Source organism: Parundibacterium terreum, assembly GCF_014636315.1.
In the GTDB taxonomy this organism is placed as follows: domain Bacteria; phylum Pseudomonadota; class Gammaproteobacteria; order Burkholderiales; family Burkholderiaceae_D; genus Undibacterium; species Undibacterium terreum.
The window spans coordinates 100,559-117,571 of record NZ_BMED01000009.1; the positions used below are offsets into that span (position 1 = coordinate 100,559).

14 protein-coding genes are annotated in these 17,013 nt (G+C 56.2%); 9 read left to right on the forward strand and 5 right to left on the reverse strand.

Annotation, left to right across the window (positions count from 1 at the left end):
- The first annotated feature begins 279 nt into the window (after positions 1-279).
- The 9 genes from IEW12_RS27970 to IEW12_RS28010 all read left to right on the forward strand — a co-directional run bounded on the left by IEW12_RS27970 (position 280) and on the right by IEW12_RS28010 (position 10,963).
- Positions 280-1,920, forward strand: coding sequence for an AMP-binding protein (locus IEW12_RS27970; RefSeq protein WP_188569443.1), 1,641 nt, complete (start codon positions 280-282; stop codon positions 1,918-1,920).
- A 5-nt stretch (positions 1,921-1,925) separates the two neighbouring features.
- Positions 1,926-4,337, forward strand: a complete 2,412-nt coding sequence (locus tag IEW12_RS27975; RefSeq protein ID WP_188569444.1) for a bifunctional salicylyl-CoA 5-hydroxylase/oxidoreductase — start codon at positions 1,926-1,928, stop codon at positions 4,335-4,337.
- A gap of 1 nt (position 4,338) precedes the next feature.
- Positions 4,339-5,124 (forward strand): SDR family NAD(P)-dependent oxidoreductase, encoded by a 786-nt coding sequence (locus IEW12_RS27980; protein WP_188569445.1) that lies wholly within the window; start codon positions 4,339-4,341, stop codon positions 5,122-5,124.
- 13 nt (positions 5,125-5,137) lie between these two features.
- Positions 5,138-5,671: a MarR family winged helix-turn-helix transcriptional regulator gene (locus IEW12_RS27985; RefSeq protein ID WP_188569446.1), complete on the forward strand. Its 534-nt coding sequence runs from the start codon at positions 5,138-5,140 to the stop codon at positions 5,669-5,671.
- Positions 5,672-5,676: 5 nt separating this feature from the next.
- On the forward strand, positions 5,677-6,531 hold the full coding sequence (locus tag IEW12_RS27990; RefSeq protein ID WP_188569447.1) for an enoyl-CoA hydratase family protein: 855 nt from the start codon (positions 5,677-5,679) through the stop codon (positions 6,529-6,531).
- Between the two features lie 4 nt (positions 6,532-6,535).
- Positions 6,536-7,708, forward strand: a complete 1,173-nt coding sequence (locus IEW12_RS27995; RefSeq protein ID WP_188569448.1) for an acyl-CoA dehydrogenase family protein — start codon at positions 6,536-6,538, stop codon at positions 7,706-7,708.
- 64 nt (positions 7,709-7,772) lie between these two features.
- Positions 7,773-8,165 carry a RidA family protein gene (locus tag IEW12_RS28000; protein ID WP_188569449.1) on the forward strand — a complete coding sequence of 131 codons (393 nt, stop codon included), beginning with the start codon at positions 7,773-7,775 and terminating at the stop codon, positions 8,163-8,165.
- 44 nt (positions 8,166-8,209) lie between these two features.
- Positions 8,210-9,757: a 3-hydroxyacyl-CoA dehydrogenase gene (locus IEW12_RS28005; RefSeq protein ID WP_268237278.1), complete on the forward strand. Its 1,548-nt coding sequence runs from the start codon at positions 8,210-8,212 to the stop codon at positions 9,755-9,757.
- Positions 9,758-9,787: 30 nt separating this feature from the next.
- On the forward strand, positions 9,788-10,963 hold the full coding sequence (locus tag IEW12_RS28010; protein WP_188569450.1) for an acyl-CoA dehydrogenase: 1,176 nt from the start codon (positions 9,788-9,790) through the stop codon (positions 10,961-10,963).
- Between the two features lie 51 nt (positions 10,964-11,014).
- Here the strand turns inward: IEW12_RS28010 and IEW12_RS28015 are convergent, their stop codons facing one another.
- The 5 genes from IEW12_RS28015 to kynU form a co-directional block, all read right to left on the reverse strand.
- The gene (locus IEW12_RS28015) at positions 11,015-11,284 is read right to left on the reverse strand and encodes a hypothetical protein (RefSeq protein WP_229751403.1); all 270 of its coding nucleotides are present in this window, start codon (positions 11,282-11,284) and stop codon (positions 11,015-11,017) included.
- A 94-nt stretch (positions 11,285-11,378) separates the two neighbouring features.
- Complete coding sequence (locus IEW12_RS28020) at positions 11,379-13,046, reverse strand: diguanylate cyclase (RefSeq protein WP_188569451.1); 1,668 nt, start codon at positions 13,044-13,046, stop codon at positions 11,379-11,381.
- 387 nt (positions 13,047-13,433) lie between these two features.
- Entirely contained in the window at positions 13,434-14,717 is a 1,284-nt protein-coding gene (locus IEW12_RS28025) for an HD-GYP domain-containing protein (protein WP_188569452.1), read from the reverse strand.
- 133 nt (positions 14,718-14,850) lie between these two features.
- Positions 14,851-15,648 carry a tryptophan 2,3-dioxygenase gene (kynA, locus tag IEW12_RS28030; RefSeq protein ID WP_229751404.1) on the reverse strand — a complete coding sequence of 266 codons (798 nt, stop codon included), beginning with the start codon at positions 15,646-15,648 and terminating at the stop codon, positions 14,851-14,853.
- A 104-nt stretch (positions 15,649-15,752) separates the two neighbouring features.
- Positions 15,753-17,009: a kynureninase gene (gene kynU / locus IEW12_RS28035; RefSeq protein WP_188569454.1), complete on the reverse strand. Its 1,257-nt coding sequence runs from the start codon at positions 17,007-17,009 to the stop codon at positions 15,753-15,755.
- Between the last annotated feature and the right edge of the window lie 4 nt (positions 17,010-17,013).

Genomic DNA, 17,013 nt, shown 5'->3' on the forward strand with positions numbered 1-17,013 from the left:
GGGGCCGGTATATCCTGCGTTTTCATCTGTAGCATTCCGTTCGTTTCATCTCCAAGATTCTTCCTCTGCAAGCCGGCCAAGAGTCTGCAATACCCATAGCTGCACGGGCTCCCAAGTCATTCCTCTGCTTTTCCCTACCCCCGCATTTTTCTCTCCATCCCTCTCTGCATCGTCTATCGTTTTTCATTTCTGCCAAAATTTGCTTTACCTATAAATATTTTAGGTTTAAAGTATATTTTGGTCTGATTGTGATGTTTTGGCAACTTGATCGGAGAAAAAATGCCCCCACTGCTTGATACCGGTAGTGCTCATCTGGATACCTTTGCAGCCGACCATCTGCCGCCGCCGGAGCTATGGCCGGAGATGATTTTTCCGGTGCCCGAGCTGCAATATCCGGAAAGGCTCAACTGCGCAACTGAACTGCTGGAACAAAATGCGGAGCTGCATGGCGACAAGCCTGCGATAGTCACTTATCAGGAGACTTGGACCTATGCCTTTTTGCTGGAGCAGGTGAATCGCATCGCTCATGTGCTGAAAGAAGAGATGGGTCTGGTGCCCGGGAATCGCGTGCTACTGCGCGGAGCGAACAATCCCATTATGGCGGCCTGTACGCTGGCGGTTTTCAAGGCGGGCTGCATCGTCGTACCCACCATGCCTTTGCTGCGCGCGAAAGAGCTCACGACGATTATCGATAAAGCGCAGGTGAGCGCAGCGCTGTGTTCGTCTGCGCTCAAGGATGAAATGCAGGTGGCCGCTGCCAGCTGTAGCGTGCTGAAGCAGCTAGTCTACTTCCACTCAGCGCCCGAAGATACTGCGGGGCTGGAAGCAATGATGAAGAGCCAGCCGGCACATTTTGAGGCAGTGGATACTGCCGCCGAAGATGTCTGCCTGATCAGCTTCACTTCAGGCACTACCGGCATTCCCAAGGGGACGATGCACTTTCACCGCGATGTGCTGGCAATCTGCGATTGTTTTCCTTGTTCCGTACTGCATTCGGAAAGCAGCGATATCTTTATTGGAACGCCGCCGCTGGCGTTTACCTTTGGCCTGGGAGGATTGCTGCTGTTTCCTTTGAGAGTCGGCGCCACGACGGTGTTGCTGGAAAAATTGAACCCGGAAAGCCTGTTGAAGGCGATCTCCGAGTTTCGTGCCAGCGTCTGTTTCACTGCCCCTACCTTTTACCGGCAAATGACATCGCTGGCCGGAAGTTTTGATCTGTCCAGCCTGAAAAAGGCAGTGTCGGCCGGCGAAGTCCTGCCCGCGTCTACCCGGCTGGCATGGCAACAGGCCACCGGCCTCATCATGATAGACGGCATAGGCGCCACCGAAATGCTGCACATCTTTATCTCCGCGTCCGGCGACGAGGCCAGGGCAGGGGCAACCGGCAAGGTGGTGCCCGGTTATCAGGCCTGCATTCTGGACGAGCAGGGGAAGCAGCTCCCAGCTGGCGCCATTGGGCGCCTAGCGGTAAAAGGTCCGACCGGTTGCCGTTACCTCGCAGATGCCCGCCAAAAGAACTATATCCAGGACGGATGGAATTTGACCGGTGACGCGTATGAAATGGACGTGGATGGCTACTTCTATTACCGGGCGCGCACCGATGACATGATAGTGTCGGCCGGCTATAACATTGCGGGTCCGGAGGTGGAAGAAGTGTTGCTGACACACGCGGCGGTTGCCGAATGTGGGGTGGTGGGCTGGCCGGATGAAGAACGCGGACAGATCGTCAAGGCCTTCGTCGTATTGAAGCCTGCGGTGCAGGCTTCGGATGAACTGGTCAAGGAGTTGCAGTGCCTGGTCAAGGAGAGCATTGCGCCATATAAGTATCCCCGCGCCGTGGTATTCCAGGCTTCATTGCCGCGCACAGAAACCGGGAAGTTACAGCGCTACAAGCTGCGCGAGCCGGATAGCGGAAAGTAGAGAACATGAAAATAATTTGTATAGGCGGCGGCCCCGCCGGTTTGTATTTTGGCTTGCTGATGAAAAAGCAGGATCCGGCACATGAAATCACGATCATAGAACGGAATAAGCCCTACGATACTTTCGGCTGGGGCGTTGTCTTTTCCGACCAGACCCTGGGCAATCTGGTGAATGCAGACGATGAGACAGCGCGCTCCATCTTGCAGTCCTTCAATCATTGGGATGACATCGATACCCATTTCAAAGGGCAGGTGGTGACTTCCGGTGGCCACGGTTTTTGCGGCATAGGCCGCAAACGTCTGCTGAACATCCTGCAGCAGCGCTGCGAGGAACTTGGCGTTCGCCTTGTATTTGAGACCGATGCCAATGACGACCAGGCCCTGGCCCGCGAATATGATGCCGACTTGGTGATCGCCTGCGACGGTTTGAACAGCCGCGTGCGCAGCCGCTACCAGAGCACCTATGCGCCGGATGTGGATACCCGCAAATGCCGTTTTGTCTGGCTGGGTACCCGCAAGCTGTTCCCAGCGTTTACTTTTGCCTTTGAAGAAACTGAATTCGGCTGGTTCCAGGCCCATGCCTACCAATATGACGGCGATACCGCCACCTTCATCGTCGAAACACCTGAAGAAGTATGGCTGAAGGCCGGCATAGACAAAATGGACCAGGAGCAGGCGATCGCCTTCTGCGAAAAAATATTTGCCAAATACCTGGATGGAAATGCATTGATGAGCAATGCCACGCATTTGCGGGGGGCTGCAAACTGGATCAAGTTTCCCCGCATAATATGCAAAAACTGGGTGCATTGGAATACGCTGGATGGCAGGCAAGTACCGGTAGTGTTGATGGGGGATGCTGCTCACACCGCGCATTTCTCTATAGGCTCCGGCACCAAGCTGGCGCTGGAGGACGCCATAGAACTGGCCAACTGCTTCAAGCGGTTTGGTGGAAGCGGTCAGCCATATATATCGAATATGCCAGCAGTGCTGGAGGCTTATCAGCGCTCACGCTCGGTCGAGGTTCTCAAGATACAGAGCGCTGCGCGCAATTCCATGGAATGGTTTGAAAACGTAACACGCTATACCGCACTGGAAGCGCCGCAGTTCGCCTACTCGATGCTGACCCGCAGTCAGCGCCTGTCGCACGAAAACCTGCGCGTCAGGGATGCGTCTTACGTGCGCAGTTTTGAGCGGTGGATTACCGAACGCGCTTACCGGCAGGCGGGTGTCGAGTTGCCACCGGGCGATGCCGCGATTCCTCCCATGCTGACGCCCTACAAACTCCGCAATGTAGTGCTGAAAAACCGCATTGTGGTTTCGCCTATGGCGCAATATTCTGCACAAGACGGCGTCGCCGGCGACTATCATCTGGTGCATCTGGGCAGCCGCGCGATGGGCGGCGCAGCCATGGTATTTGCCGAGATGACCTGCGTTTCTGCCGATGCACGGATCACGCCGGCTTGTCCCGGCCTGTATTCACCCGAGCATACGCAGGCATGGAAGCGCATCGTGGATTTTGTGCATGCCAATACCGATGCCAAGATAGCGGTACAACTCGGCCATGCGGGTGCCAAGGGATCAACCCGCAGCGCGTGGGATGGCATAGACCAGCCCTTGGAAAGCGGCAACTGGCCGCTGGTTTCGGCGTCGGAGCAGCAATATCTTAAAGGTGTGTCGCAAGTAGCGCGTGCGGCCACATTGGCCGACATGAACCGGATTACCGCAGACTTTGTGCGGGCGACGCTGGAAGCGGCCAAGGCCGGGTTCGATTGGCTGGAATTGCATTGCGCGCATGGCTACCTGTTGTCCAGCTTTATTTCGCCGCTGACCAATCACAGGAATGACGAGTTTGGCGGTTCCCTGGAAAATCGCTGCCGCTTTCCCTTGCGTATTTTTAATGCAATACGGGCGGTCTGGCCAAATGACAAGCCCATCAGCGTGCGTATCTCCGCACATGACTGGGTTGAGGGCGGCATTATACCGGACGACGCGGTAGAGATCGCCCGTCTGTTCGAGCAGGCAGGCGCGGACATGATCGATTGTTCATCCGGCCAGGTCAGCAAGCAAGAGAAGCCGGTCTTTGGCCGTATGTTCCAGACTCCGTTTTCAGACCGCATCCGCAATGAAGCGAAAATACCGACGATAGCGGTCGGTTCCATCTACGAGGCTGACCACGCCAATAGCATCATTGCGGCCGGCCGCGCCGATCTGTGCGCGATTGCCAGGCCGCATCTGGCGAATCCTGCTTGGACCTTGAATGAGGCAGCCAAGTTGGGTTACGACGACATGCCATGGCCCAAGCAGTATGTTGCCGGCAAAGCACAACTGGAACGCAACCTTGAACGTGAGCGGCAACTGGCGGCTGCCAACGGCGGGCTGACGCCGCAGCAGATTGCAGCAAAACTATTGGAAGGCTGAGATGGCTGAGAACATGAAGAACCTGCATGGCAAGCATGCGCTGGTCACTGGCGGAGGTCGTGGAATAGGCGAGGCTATCGCCGCCGGCTTGCTGTTGCAGGGCGCCAGGGTAACGATTGCTGGACGCGATGAAGCCCATTTGCAAAATGCAGTCAGGCGTTTGCTACAGATGGGGGAGGTGAACTACGTAACGCTGGACGTCACCGACGAAGGTTCTGTGCAGCAGGCTTTTGAGCAGGCAAGCAAGCGGCTCGGGCGCATCGATATTCTGGTCAACAATGCGGGACAGGCCCAGTCGGCGCCTTTCCATAAGACGGATGCTCAACTATGGCAGCATATGCTGGCCGTCAACCTGACTGGCACCTTTCATTGTACCCAACAGGTATTGCCTGCAATGCTGAAGGCGGGCTGGGGGCGTATTGTGAATATATCCAGCACCGCGGGCCTCAGCGGCTATGCCTATGTCGCCGCTTACTGCGCGGCCAAGCACGGTGTGATCGGCCTGACGCGCTCGCTGGCGCTGGAGGTTGCGACCAAAGGGGTGACGGTCAATGCTGTTTGTCCTGGTTATACCGAAACCGATATCGTGCGCGAGGCGATCGCCAATATTGTCAGCAAGACGGGCCGCAGCGAGGAGCAGGCGCTTGCGGAATTATCGGCCAATAACCCGCAGAAGCGCCTGGTGCAACCGGTTGAAGTGGCTGATGCGGTGGTCTGGCTATGCATGCCGGGGGCATCCGCGATGAATGGCCAGTCTGTAGCCGTGGCCGGCGGCGAAGTGATGTGAACGGAGCAAAAAAATGAAAAATGCTTCCATGCAAAAAGATGCTGAAATTCCCGGTGATACAGAGCCGGTGTATGACCTTGAAAGCAGGATGACCAAGGACCATCACCAGTCCTTGAAGCTGTGGCTGCGCATGCTGTCCTGTACTGTGCTGATAGAAAACCAGATACGTGGCCGCTTGCGCACCGAGTTCGGCGTTACGCTGCCGCGTTTTGATTTGATGGCGCAACTGGAAAGGCATCCGGATGGACTGCGCATGGGGGAGCTGTCCAAGCGGATGATGGTAACTGGCGGCAATGTGACCGGCATTACTGACCAGCTGGAGCATGAAAAGTTGGTGGTGCGCGTTGCCGATGCCAAGGACAGGCGCGCCTACAGCGTCAAACTGACAGCTGCGGGCCGTAAGGCTTTCAAGCGCATGGCGGCAGTCCACGAAGAGTGGATAGCGGAAATGTTTTCAGCGCTGCAGGCAGGCCAGAAGGGCGAACTGTTCGAGCTGCTGTCACAGGTAAAAAATCATGTGAGTGAAGTACATATTACAGAGGAATAAAGACGATGAAGTATTTATCAGGCCAGTCGCAGCAATTGCCTGGCAACCGCACAAGCATGTCGGCCTATCAGGCACAACATTTTTTGTATGAAACGGCAGACGGGGTTGCGACCATCACGCTGAGTCGTCCCGAGCGCAAGAATCCCTTGACCTTCGAGTCGTATGCCGAATTGCGCGAGCTGTTCCGCGCGCTGGCCTATGCCAGCGATGTGAAGGCCATCGTGGTGACCGGCGCCGGAGAAAATTTCTGCTCAGGCGGCGATGTGCACGAAATCATAGGCCCGCTGACCAAGCTGGATATGCCCGGTCTGCTGGCCTTTACCCGTATGACCGGTGATGTAGTCAAGGCGATGCGCGCGTGTCCGCAGCCGGTGATTGCTGCTGTGGATGGCATTTGCGCAGGTGCCGGCGCGATCCTGGCTCTGTCTTCCGACATCCGCGTCGGCACAGCGCGCAGCAAGACGGCTTTCCTGTTTACCAGAGTGGGACTGGCTGGTTGCGATATGGGCGCGTGCGCCTTGCTGCCGCGTGTAATCGGCCAGGGGCGCGCCGCCGATTTGCTGTATAGCGGCCGCGCCATGTCAGGCGAAGAGGGCGAGCGCTGGGGCTTCTTCAATCGCCTCAGCAGCCCTGAGCAAGTGCTGGCGGATGCACAGGCCTACGCCAGGGATCTGGCCGATGGCCCCAGCTTTGCGCACGGCATGACCAAGAAGATGCTGCAGCAGGAATGGAATATGGGCGTCGATGAAGCGATAGAAGCGGAAGCGCAGGCGCAAGCCATCTGCATGATGACCAATGACTTTCACCGGGCTTACCACGCTTTCGCCGGCAAGCAAAAACCGGTATTTGAAGGAGACTGAAGCAATGTCTGATAAGGCTTATTTGCGCTGGCCGTTTTTTGCCGGAAACCATCTGCAACTGGAGAGCGAACTGGACGCATGGGCTAGCCAGCACATCTCGCAGGAACATGCACCTGATGTCGATCAGGCCTGCCGTGGTCTGGTGCGGCAACTGGGGCAGGCCGGCTGGTTGCGGCATGCAGTAGCAGGCCGGGGCCATGGTGGTGCGCAGGACGTGATAGATACGCGCACGATTTGCCTGATACGCGAAACGCTGGCACGCCACTCGGGCCTGGCGGACTTTGCATTTGCGATGCAGGGCCTGGGTTCCGGTGCGATCAGCCTGTTTGGCAGCGAGGCGCAGAAACAGGCTTATCTGGGGCGCGTGGCGCGCGGCGAGGCGATTGCCGCATTTGCATTATCGGAGCCGGATGCGGGATCCGACGTGGCGGCGATGCAGTGCTCGGCGAGCTTTGTATCCGGTGCAGATGGCGGCCATTATGTATTGAATGGCGAAAAAACCTGGATCTCCAATGGTGGAATTGCCGACTTCTATGTGTTGTTTGCGCGCACCGGCGAAGCGCCGGGAGCAAGGGGGATTTCCGCTTTTATCGTGGATGCGGATGCGCCAGGCCTGGAGATTGCTGAGCGCATTGACGTGATTGCGCCGCATCCGCTGGCACGCCTGCGCTTCAGTAATTGCCGCATTCCCGCCGCCAAAATGGTGGGGGAGGCTGGCCAGGGCTTCAAGGTGGCAATGGCAACGCTGGATGTGTTCCGTACATCGGTTGCGGCAGCGTCGCTGGGATTCGCTAGGCGTGCGATGGATGAGGCTCTGCAAAGGGCCAGTTCGCGCAAGATGTTCGGCCAGGTCCTGGCTGATTTTCAACTGACTCAGGCCAAACTGGCGCAGATGGCAACGGGCATAGATTCATCTGCCTTGCTCACCTACCGCGCAGCATGGCAGCGGGATCAGGGCGAACGCGTGACCAAGGAAGCGGCAATGGCCAAATTGGTCGCAACGGAAACGGCGCAGCAAGTGATAGACGCGGCAGTGCAAATCTTCGGCGGCATGGGTGTGGTGAGCGAAGTCCCGGTAGAAAGGCTTTACCGCGAAATCCGCGCCTTGCGTATTTACGAGGGTGCCAGCGAAGTGCAGCAGCTAATCATTGCCAGGGAAATATTGAAGGCAACATAGCTTGTTAGTGCAGATCTTTGCAACAATGCGCGGAAATTCAAGAGAATACAGCGAGAGGAACAAGATGGAATTTTTACAGCCGCCGGGATGGGTGCGTCCCAAGGGATATGCGAACGGAATAGCCGCCCGCGGGCGAACTGTCTGCGTTAGCGGTATGATAGGGTGGGATGCGCAACAGCAATTTCCAGCCGGCGACTTTGCCGGCCAGGTGAGGCAGGCATTGCAGAATATCGTTGAAGTGCTGGCGCAAGCCGATGCCGGCCCTGAGCACATCGTGCGCATGACCTGGTATGTGCTGGACAAGAAGGAATACGTAGCGGCATACAAGGATATCGGACAGGCTTATCGCGACATCATAGGCCGCCATTACCCTACGATGACTGCAGTGCAGGTCTCAGACCTGATAGAAGACCAGGCGCGTGTAGAGATAGAGGTGACAGCCATCGTGCCGGACTAGATGGATATAGATGATTTACCAATAAGGAGCGGAAATTGCCAGCAGTGTCAGCGGTAGCCGAAGTTCACGGCAGCATAGGCGTTATCGGAGTGATAGGGGCGGGAGCCATGGGGCGCGGTATCGCGCAAATTGCGGCCCAAGCAGGGATGCAGGTCAAGCTATTCGACGTGCAGGCAGATGCTGCCGAGAATGCCCGTAAGGCAGTACTGGCGCAGTGGGAAAAATTGCAGCAGAAGGGCAAGCTGACCGAGCAGCAATTCCACTCTGCAAAACAGCAACTGCAAGTGGTCACTGCGATGGATGCAATGGCGGATTGCGAAATCGTGATTGAAGCCATCGTCGAAAGACTGGATGTAAAGCGCGATCTGTTCCGGCAACTGGAGGCTATTGTCAGCGCCGGGTGCATATTGGCAACCAATACATCGTCGCTCTCGGTGACTGCAATTGCAGCAGGTGCGGCGATGCCTGAGCGCGTCGCCGGCCTGCATTTCTTCAATCCTGTGCCGCTGATGAAAGTGGCTGAAGTGATAGCCGGTTTGCGTACCAGGTCGGAAGTAGTTCAGCGGCTGGTGGCATTTACCCATCAGACCGGACACAGGCCGGTGATCACCAAGGATACGCCGGGCTTCATCGTCAATCATGCGGGCCGGGCTTACGGCACCGAGGCCTTACGCGTGTTGCAGGAAGGCGTCGCCGCCTTCCCTGTTATCGATGCCATCATGCGTGAAGCCGCAGGATTTCGGCTCGGTCCGTTTGAGCTGCTGGACTTGACCGGCCTGGACGTATCGCATCCGGTAATGGAATCCATCTACCAGCAGTATTACCAGGAGCCGCGTTACCGCCCTAGCGTGATCACTGCGCAAAGGTTGCAGGGCGGCGTGCTGGGGCGCAAGACAGGCCGCGGCTTTTATGATTACACGGATGGAGCGCAGACCGTGCCTCAGGCTGATGCTGCCGACGCCATTGCCGGTGCGCAGCCGTGGACTGGCTGGATCTGGATCAGCCCGGAGAATCCTGAGGCCGCCGCTTCGGTGCGTGCCTTGCTAGAACGTTGCGGCGCCAATATAGAAAACACGCCCGAACCCTCGGCAGATTCGCTATGCCTTGTCGCCCCCCTGGGTGAAGATGTCAGCACTTGTGTCGTCAGGCAAAAGCTGGATGCGCGCCGCACGCTGGGCATAGATAGCCTGTTTGATTGTCAGGGGCACTTGAGCCTGATGAGCAATCCTGCGACGGATACCGCTATTGCCCAGCAGGCGCGCGCCCTGTTGTTGCAAAGCGGGCAGGGTGTAAGCCTGATCCAGGATAGCCCAGGTTTTGTCACGCAGAGGATCTTGGCATGCGTCGTCAATATCGGTTGCGATATAGTGCAACAAGGTATTTGTACGCCGGATGATCTGGACAGGGCGGTGGAACTGGGCCTTGCCTATCCGTTTGGACCTCTGGCATGGGGCGACAAGCTCGGCGCATCGCGTATACTGACGATATTGCAGAATATGCTGGCATATACCGGAGATCCGCGGTATCGCCCCAGCCTGTGGTTGTCACGCAGGGCGCAATTAGAATTATCACTAAAACATCAGCAGGGCTAAGCGCCGCTGCGTATAAATCAGGAGAATCAGATGGCAAAAGCTGTATTTCATTGGGAAGATCCCTTGTTATTGTCAACCCAGTTGAGCGAAGACGAGCGCATGGTGCAAGAGGCTGCGCGTGTTTATTGCGAAGAGAAACTGTCCCCGCGCGTACTGGAAGCTTTCCGCCATGAAAAAACCGACCCTTCCATTTTCCGTGAAATGGGTGAACTGGGTCTGCTGGGCTCAACCATCCCTACCGAATATGGCGGTGCCGGGCTCAGTTATGTGTGCTACGGCTTGATTGCGCGTGAAGTGGAGCGCGTGGATTCCGGTTACCGCTCGATGATGAGCGTACAGAGCTCGCTGGTGATGGTGCCCATCAATGAGTTTGGCAGCGAGGCCCAGAAACAGAAGTACCTGCCCAAGCTGGCTAGCGGTGAATGGATAGGCTGCTTTGGCCTGACCGAGCCTAATCACGGCTCCGATCCTGGCAGCATGGTAACCCGTGCCAAGACGGTGCCCGGCGGCTATGCGCTGAGCGGCGCCAAGATGTGGATTACCAATAGCCCGATTGCCGATGTGTTTGTGGTGTGGGCCAAGACCGACGATGGCCGCATCCGCGGCTTTATCCTGGAAAAGGGATGGAAGGGCCTGTCGGCGCCGGCGATACACGGCAAGGTAGGCTTGCGCGCATCAATTACCGGTGAAATCGTGATGGACGAAGTTTTCGTGCCGGAAGAAAACCTGATGCCCAAAGTGGAAGGTCTGAAAGGTCCATTCACTTGCCTGAATTCCGCTCGTTACGGCATTGCCTGGGGTGCCTTGGGAGCAGCCGAATTCTGCTGGCATACCGCACGTCAATACACAATGGACAGGATGCAGTTCGGCAAGCCGCTGGCGGCGAATCAACTGGTGCAAAAGAAACTGGCCGACATGCAGACCGAAATAACCCTGGGATTGCAGGGCTGCCTGCGCCTGGGGCGCATGAAGGACGAGGGCACGGCTTCAGTGGAAATTACTTCCATCATGAAGCGCAATTCCTGCGGCAAATCTCTGGACATCGCGCGTACCGCGCGCGATATGCTGGGCGGTAACGGCATCTCCGATGAGTTCGGCATTGCCCGCCATCTGGTGAATCTGGAAGTGGTCAATACCTATGAAGGCACGCATGACATCCATGCGCTGATACTGGGGCGCGCACAGACCGGCATCGCCGCATTCTGACGTTGGGGCGTGGGGGCTATTCAGCCCCCACGCCGTCAAAAATCTTCGCAGCTACTGGCGTGGATTTTTGCCGCTTACTTTTTCTACTCCGCGCTCACCGTGCATATCGGTGTCTACTTGTCCTGCGTCCAGGTCTGCCTTGGCTTGCTGCATGACTTTCTTCGGTTGTATTGACTGCGCATCCGGCGACTGATCCCGCTCATGGGGCAGGCGCTTTTCTCCGTCGTTCACGACTTTCTCATCGGTATTGATATGGGTGCTGTTGCTCGCATCTTTTGGATTGGCGGAAGATGGGGTTGCCTGCTTTTTCACTTGCGTCATGATCGCTACTCCCTGTGTAAATACAGGCAGCTTAACGCGGTGCGAATATTGTTTATGTGGGATAGCGCGCATATCCCCGCAGGAATTGCCGGATTTATGTCTGATCCGGGCCGACTGTTTCTATCCGGTTACGTCCCCTTGCTTTTGCCAGGTAAAGCGCCCGGTCCGCCAGGTCAAGCAATTCTTGCGGGGAGCGATCGTTGCTGGGTATCATCGCAGTGATACCCATGCTGGCAGTCACGACCGGCGCCAGATCGGAAGATGGATGCGGTATGGCTTCTTCGGCGAGGCGGGTGCGTATGCGCTCGGCAAAGGTGCAGGCGTGCTCAATATTGGCATCAATGACCAGGATCACGAATTCTTCACCGCCATAGCGCGCGACAAAATCGCCGCTGCGCTGTACGGTTTCTTTCAATACCGATCCCACCCGGCGCAGGCATTCATCACCACTGGCATGGCCGGAGATGTCGTTGATGCTCTTGAAAAAATCCAGGTCCAGCATGATGGCGGCCAGCGAATGGCCGGTACGTATTGCCCGTAGCCATTCATTTTCCAGTGTTTCTTCCAGCGTACGGCGGTTGAACAGCTTGGTCAGCGAATCGGTGCGGGATAGCCAGTGCAATTCATTGTTGGCATGAATCAATTGGTCGTTCAGTCTGTCTGCGCGTTCATGCTGCAGGCGCAGCTGCGTTTCCAGCTCTGCGCTGACGTCCACCAATTTGTCTGCCATGCGGTTGACGGAATACGACAACATGCCCAGTTCATCGCGCGAGAAATGCTGCATGCGGCGCTTGAAATCGCCGCTGGCGATCATCACTGCGACTTCGGCCAGCCCGAGGATAGGCATAGTAAAGTAGCTGGACAGCCAAACGCCGATGATGGCGACCAGCACCAGTACCAGCAGCATCATCGCCAGCCACAAGTCCCTCTGGTCGCGTATTGGGCGGAAGGCATCATCCTGGTCTATCTTGACCATGATGGTCCATGCCGGATTTTTCAGCATCTGGGTAGAGGCGAGCACAGCCACGCCTCTATAGTCCTTGCCGGATAGCAGATTCCGTTCGTCGGACTTGATCTTGTCCTGCTCCTTGATCTGGGTCAGCGTCAACGGCGGTACATCCTCTGCCATTGCAAAGCGCAATGGAGTGATGGCCTTGTCATGGCCCTTGGCGTCGGCTTCGGTAATGATCAGTTCTTCGGAAACCCAGCCGCCACTGCCGCTGGAGGCGGCTCTCAGCGGTTCCATGCTGGTCAGGACGACCAGGATGCCGATCGCGCGATTACCGTCCATCATGGGGCCGCCGACCTGGATCACGCGCCGTCCTTCCGCACCGATGATGGTCGATGTCACCTGATAATTACTGAGCAGCTTGTCGCGCATGCCGCTGTCCAGTTGCTGCGATTCCAGGCTCAGTGCCGAGATAGACGTAATCAATTTTCCGTCTATGCCGTATAGCAGTAAATTTTCGAAAGAAGAGACGGAGCGCTTGGCGTCTGACAGGATAGAGTTGATCTGGTCCAGCGCCGCGTTATCCCGGCGGTCAACATAATCCGTGACTGCCTTGCGCAGCGGTGTTCTACTACTGATAAGCCTCAATTCAGAGGTCAGGAAGTTCATGAATTCATCAATGCGCTGCGCGTGCAGACGCGCGACGGAGGCAAGATGGGACTCGATGGACGTTTCCATGTAGCGCTGGCTGACAAACAGGAAGGCGCCTGCGGCGGACAGCATGCTGATCATTGCCACTCCTAGTACCAGCATGACCAACTTTTCCCGTAATCCGAACCAGCTTCGATAAGGAAGCCACGGCTGTGCGCCGCCAAACACGACAGGTACGGCTTTGCTCACGCCTCTGCTCTCTGGGTCATCCTGAATTCCTGGCACGGTCATCGGGTCACCTATTCTCTTTGCGAAGGATGAATGGATATGCAGTATGGCTGTGTATCGTACCCTGCCGCCCTCCTAAGGGCGAGCAGAGTCCTGGTTAGCAGGAAACTTCGTCTCAAGATTACATCAATTTCAGCCAAAAAGGACAAGTGGCTGTGTCAAATGGGGCAAACCTTGGTGAGGTGAGTGAATGCCTGTAGATTTTGACAAGACCAGCGACTGTGTAGCCGCCGGAAAAAGCTTAGCCTGCTTATCGTCTGATCAGGAACGGATTTTATTGCCTGTCCGCTGCGTATCCATGAAGTACGACATGCGCTTGCGTGGGCTCAGGTATTCATAGACCTCGGGCGCGAGCTGCTTGGGCCTCAGGCTGGCGGCTACCTCCAGGTCTGTTTCCTTGCTTAGATCCAGGATGATGGCCTCGTTTTTGGGTATCTCAGGGTCGTAAATCAAGACGCTGGGGCGCAGAGGCTTGCCGGAATTGATGGACATGACCATCCCCAGCGTGGCATCCGATAGCTGGACGATGGTCCCGGGCGGGTAGACTCCCAGGCAATGGATGAACATGTCCAGCGCTGCCGGCTCAAACAGCTTGCGCTGCTGCTTGAACATGAAAGCCAGCGCCTCGTAAGGTGTTAGCGAATCTGCCGGATTTGGACGATTGCAGTGGTTGTCGTAAGCATTGACGACCGAGACGATACGAGCCAATGGCGACATCTGGCCGGATGTCAGCCGGTTCGGATAGCCGCTGCCGTCAGCGTATTCGTGATGCTGCTGGATGATATCGATCACTTGCTTGGGCAGCCCGAGCTTCTCGGCAATCACAACGCCGTACTGGCAATGCTGCTGCAGCAGGTTTTGTTCGGCCTTGGTGAGTGCAAAGGTCTTGTTGACTATCCTGTCCGGTATTTCTATCTTGCCTATGTCGTGAAACAGGCAGGCAACGCCTATCATTTTAATGTCCGGTTCGGACAGGTGCAGTTCCTTGGCCAGCATCATGGCCAGTACCGATACGTTCAGCGAATGATAGTAAGCTTCTTCGCCGGCGATCTTGTCATTCATCAAGTGAATCGCAATATCCTTATCGGCAAGCAGCGACTCCAGCATTTGCTGTATCAACTGGTCGGCCTCTCTTTGCGCCTCTTGCGGGCGCGAGAATAAATTGCGGGAGATATTCTTCAGCGTATTCGCGGCTTTTTCGAATTCTTTTTCGCACTGCGCGATGGCACTGCTTTCTGCCACCAGCTTTTCTATCCTGGCCCTTTTCGCATGAATCAGTTCCAGTTCTTCGGGGCTGGGCTCTATCGCTTCTACAGGCTCTGCGGGATGTTGGCTCACGGGCAGGGGGCGGCAATCGCTGCGCGCAGGCTCCACCCGGACTGTTTTCAATCCCAGTTGCTTGATTGCACTGATTTGCTTGTCGCTTTTGATCTTGAAACTGTTGCGGGCGAAGGAGTGATTAAGCCAACCCACATCAAGGTGCACATATAAGCCTATGCACAGCTGTTCCACGGAAATATTTTTAGTTATGAGGCTACTATTCATTTTTCCATTAAGGAATATACATTTTCTTTATTCTAGCAGTCCTGACCGTGTTTATAAGGGGGATGTGGTGGTAAGCCCACTAAGAAGGCCGTTTCTTGGCCTTCTTGGGCTAATTAAGTATAAATCGTATCGATTACAGCGCCGTGCGCAAAGAGAACAGCTCAGGAAACAGCACTACATCCAGCATCTTGCGCAGATAGCTGACACCGGCAGTGCCGCCGGTTCCGGTCTTGAATCCTATGATTCGCTCCACCGTCGTCACATGGCGGAAGCGCCAGATGCGAAATGCCGTCTCCATATCGACCAGTTTTTCTGCCAGTTCATACAGCACCCAATGTTGCTCAGGAGCTTGATATACCTTGAGCCATGCCGCCTTAACCGACTCATTGGCCGCAACCGGCTGGGTCCAGTCCAGGTTTAGCCGTTCGCTGTCGATGGCGAGGCCGCTGCGTGCCAGCAGCATGATCGCTTCGTCGTAAATGGACGGCGCGCGCAGGGTTGCATCGAGAATCGCATGCGCCTGGGGATTGGTCTGGTGCACGCTGAGCAAAGCCGGATTCTTGTTGCCCAATATAAATTCCAGTTCTCGGTATTGATGTGACTGGAAACCGGAAGAATTGCCCAGGTAAGGGCGGATCGCCGTATATTCGCTTGGGGTCATGGTGGCCAGCACATCCCAGGCATGCACCAGTTGATCCATGATGCGGGCGACGCGTGACAGCATCTTGAACGCAGGCGGCAAATCACCGCTATGCAATTGTTTGCGCACTGCATGTAATTCATGCAGCATCAGCTTGATCCACAATTCGCTGGTCTGGTGCTGCACGATGAACAGCATTTCATTGTGGTTGGGCGAGCGGGGATGCTGCGCATTCAATATCTGGTTCAAGCCCAGATAATCGCCGTAGCTCATCGCATCGCTGAAATCCATTTTGGCGTCATGCCACTGCACAGGGCATTTTTGTTCGCCGGCGCTTTCGTCCGGGCATTGGTTTTTGTTTTCGGTATTCATGGTGTTGTTCTTTATTGTAGCAATCAAGTCACTGCGTGGCGCGTGGCATTCAAGGCGTAATCCTTGGTGTCCAGGATATCGCGCAGTATTTCCACAGCATCCCACACATCTGCAAAGCCCACGTACAAAGGCGTGAAGCCGAAGCGCATGATGCCGGGTTCGCGATAGTCGCCGATGACGCCGCGAGCAATCAGCGATTGCATGATCGCGTAGCCATGCTGGTGATGGAAGCTGACCTGGCTGCCGCGTTGCGCATGCTTGCGTGGCGTGACCAGTTCCAGCGGATGCTGCGTACAACGCTGCTCTACCAGCTGGATGAACAGGTCGGTCAGCGCCAGTGACTTCTGGCGCAATGCCTGCATGCTGGTTTTGGCAAATATCTCCAGGCCGCATTCCACCATCGCCAGCGAGACGATGGGCTGGGTGCCGCATAATGCGCGGCGTATGCCGGGAGTGCCTTCAAACGAGGGCTGCATGGCAAACGGTGACGCATGTCCCCACCAGCCGGACAGCGGATGCTGGAATGCCTGCTGGTGGCGAGGCGCAACCCAGATAAATGCCGGCGAACCGGGGCCGCCGTTCAAGTATTTATAAGTGCAGCCGACTGCAAAGTCGGCTCCGGCTTCATTCAGCGATACCGGCAAGGCGCCGGCAGAATGCGCCAGATCCCACAATATCAGCGCACCCTGTTGATGCGCATGCTGCGTGATTGCCTGCATATCGTGCAGATAGCCGTTACGGTAATTCACATGCGTGAGCATGACCAGAGCAGTATCAGCATCGATTGCTGTTGCCAGTTCTTGCGGCGTATCTACCAGCCTAAGTATGTAACCGCGGTCCAGCCAGCGAGTCAGGCCTTCTGCCATATAGATATCGGTAGGGAAGTTGCTGCGTTCGGTGACGATGACCTTGCGCTGTGCGGTTTCCGCCTTGTCCGCCTGTATTTGCAGACCGGCTGCCAGCGCCTTGAACAGATTGACCGAGGTAGAGTCGGTAACCACCACTTCATTGTCTGCGGCGCCGATCAATGGCGCCAGCAAATTGCCCAGGCGTGAAGGCAAATCAAACCAGCCCGCCAGGTTCCAGCTCTTGATCAGATCATTGCCCCATTCTTGGGTGATAACTTCCAGCGCACGGGTTTGCGAACTCCTGGGCATTGCGCCCAGCGAGTTTCCGTCCAGGTAGATGGTGCCTGCGGGGAGCTTGAATTCATTGCGTAAATTGGCAAGCGTATCGGCTTGATCCAGTGCCAGGCAGTGGTCGCGGGTAATAGTAGTCATAGGT